Raw genomic sequence first — 2,147 nt, 5'->3', positions numbered from 1 at the left:
TATTGCCTCTCCTACATTACTTTCAGATTTAGCATAACTAGCTTGTGCTGAAAGGAGGAAGTTTAAAGTTTCTTCTATTAAAGAATCCGGTGCTTGTTCAATCTCTTGTAATAGTCTCTCTTTAGTATTCATGGTTTTATTTTTTGCTAATCAGTTATCAGTCATCAGTGATTAATTCAATTATAGTTCATCATTTAATCATTCCAATCACTGTCAATGGTGGTGGTGGGTTACTGGACTAGGTAATAGGTGTAGGGGTAATTCATGAATTACCCCTACAATAACGTTTGTCTGAATGTTGTTAAATTTTCTCTTGACAAAGGCGACTTGACAGGATATTATATTCATAATGGAAAATCCGTGCGCCTACAGACGCTCTTTTCACGAATTTTCAAGGTCTAGTTTATTCGCCATAATGGGTTTTAGCACGATGAATATAGATTAACTTCTGTTCATCATTAATGGTGTAAAGTATTCTATCTTGATAACTTAAGCGAATTGAATAGAAACCCGTTAAATCTCCTACTAATTTTTTGCCACTATAGGGAGAAATACTCAGGGTATCTTGGATAATTGATTTCAGTTTTTTCTTAAGTTTAGGGGTTAGCTTATCAACATCTTTTTTAGCTTCTTTGGTAAATCTGACTTCATAAACCATTAATCAATGTCTCCCAACACTTCCTCAAGAGAATAGGTTTCATTTTCATTAATTTGCTGTAGAGATAGTTGTAAGCTTTCTCTTAAATCGGGAATAGATAGTAATTCGATGGTTTCTTGTAAACTTTCATAGTTTTTTTGGGAAATCAAAATTACAGAGTCCTCCTGATTCTCAATGGCATAAATTTTGTTATCTTCTGTAACCGATTTAACGAGACTCGGTAAATCGGTTTGAGCATCAGCGATTTTAATTTTTTTGATCATAATTAATCCTTTTTTTGATGATGAAATAATAAAAATTATTGTAGGGATTTAACAATCTCTCCTAATCACAGTCCAGACAGCATCCTCCTATAATTATCCATCATTGTAGTTCATCATTCAATCATTCCAATCACAGTCAATGGTGGTGGTGCGTTACGACGGATTGTTAGCTTGAAGTTAAAGCAGAAATTTTTGCCGTCTAACGCACCCTACGTTTTTCTGGATGTTGTCAAAATTTCTCTTGACAAAGGCGACTTGACAGGATATTATATTCATAATGGAAAATCCGTGCGCCTACAGACCCTCTTTTCAAATGGTCTTAACTATGATTGGTTCATTCAATCAATCTTCATCTCTAATCCACTCTTAACTAGCTTCCTAATCACAGTTCATCATTCAATCATTCCAATCACAGTTAAGACAGCATCCTCAGTTTCGTAGGTTGGGTTGAGGAACGAAACCCAACCTACGAAACTGATTATGCTGGATGTTGTCAAAATGGGGATGATTGTCTCCTAAGAGTCGTTGTCTCAAATCTAATGTAACTCTATATTTTGAAATAAAATGAAAAATCCTTCTTGTGTAAAATGCTTATCGTGGGTAAGAATTTCATTTATATTCATTTGGCGCATTGTTTGCATGGATATACAATCTGTTAAGCTGTAATCTTTATCTGGACGATTTTGATATAAATCTAATCCTGATTGGAACGTCTGATGAGTTTGAGGTATAACTAAGATTTGGGGATTATTTTGTAAGCCTTTAATAACTTGTAAGGTTTTTCGTCTAACTGACATTCCATAAGCAGATAGATTGTTGAAAACTTCAATAAAGACTTCATCGGTTGTCACTATTGTTACCTGCTGGAGTTTCCTTGTCATTTCTATAGCTTTCTCATGCCAATCATCACGATTGTTAATGAGAGCAACCCAATAAAATGTGTCTGCAAAGATGGTTTTCATTGCTATGATACTATAAACTTTTGTTTCGGCTTTGCTTAAGATTTGGGAACTCCATAAAGATAATGATCATGTTGATTAGCAAGATCTATAGGCAACTTTTCTAAGTCGTCATTGTCTAATGGCATCTCTTCCAGAAGCTTTAATATTGCCTCTCCTACATTACTTTCAGATTTAGCATAACTAGCTTGTGCTGAAAGGAGGAAGTTTAAAGTTTCTTCTATTAAAGAATCCGGTGCTTGTTCAATCTCTTGTAATAGTCTCTCT

The 2,147-nt window shown here is 34.5% G+C and carries 4 protein-coding genes; all 4 read right to left on the bottom strand.

The genetic code is table 11. The features are described from left to right. Positions 1-403: 403 nt before the first annotated feature. Positions 404-658 carry a type II toxin-antitoxin system RelE family toxin gene (locus O9324_RS16145; RefSeq protein ID WP_002780219.1) on the bottom strand — a complete coding sequence of 85 codons (255 nt, stop codon included), beginning with the start codon at positions 656-658 and terminating at the stop codon, positions 404-406. Continuing rightward, the gene (locus O9324_RS16140) at positions 658-921 is read right to left on the bottom strand and encodes a type II toxin-antitoxin system Phd/YefM family antitoxin (protein ID WP_002756068.1); all 264 of its coding nucleotides are present in this window, start codon (positions 919-921) and stop codon (positions 658-660) included. The genes O9324_RS16145 and O9324_RS16140 overlap by 1 nt, the downstream gene beginning before the upstream one ends. 536 nt (positions 922-1,457) lie before the next feature. Then, a complete protein-coding gene (locus tag O9324_RS16135) occupies positions 1,458-1,883 on the bottom strand; it encodes a type II toxin-antitoxin system VapC family toxin (protein WP_002765565.1) in 426 nt (141 codons plus the stop codon). A gap of 35 nt (positions 1,884-1,918) precedes the next feature. Then, the coding region (locus tag O9324_RS16130; RefSeq protein ID WP_272079516.1) for a hypothetical protein at positions 1,919-2,147 on the bottom strand (229 nt) is incomplete at its 5' end.

It is taken from the genome of Microcystis sp. LE19-84.1B (genome assembly GCF_027531875.1).
In the GTDB taxonomy this organism is placed as follows: Bacteria; Cyanobacteriota; Cyanobacteriia; order Cyanobacteriales; family Microcystaceae; genus Microcystis; species Microcystis panniformis.
This window is presented reverse-complemented; position numbering and strand designations above follow the sequence as displayed.

Bases quoted from the DNA above. Each gene is read 5' to 3' on its own strand.
- O9324_RS16145 (WP_002780219.1), bottom strand. From the start codon at position 658: ATGGTTTATGAAGTCAGATTTACCAAAGAAGCTAAAAAAGATGTTGAT.
- O9324_RS16140 (WP_002756068.1), bottom strand. From the start codon at position 921: ATGATCAAAAAAATTAAAATCGCTGATGCTCAAACCGATTTACCGAGT.
- O9324_RS16135 (WP_002765565.1), bottom strand. From the start codon at position 1,883: ATGAAAACCATCTTTGCAGACACATTTTATTGGGTTGCTCTCATTAAC.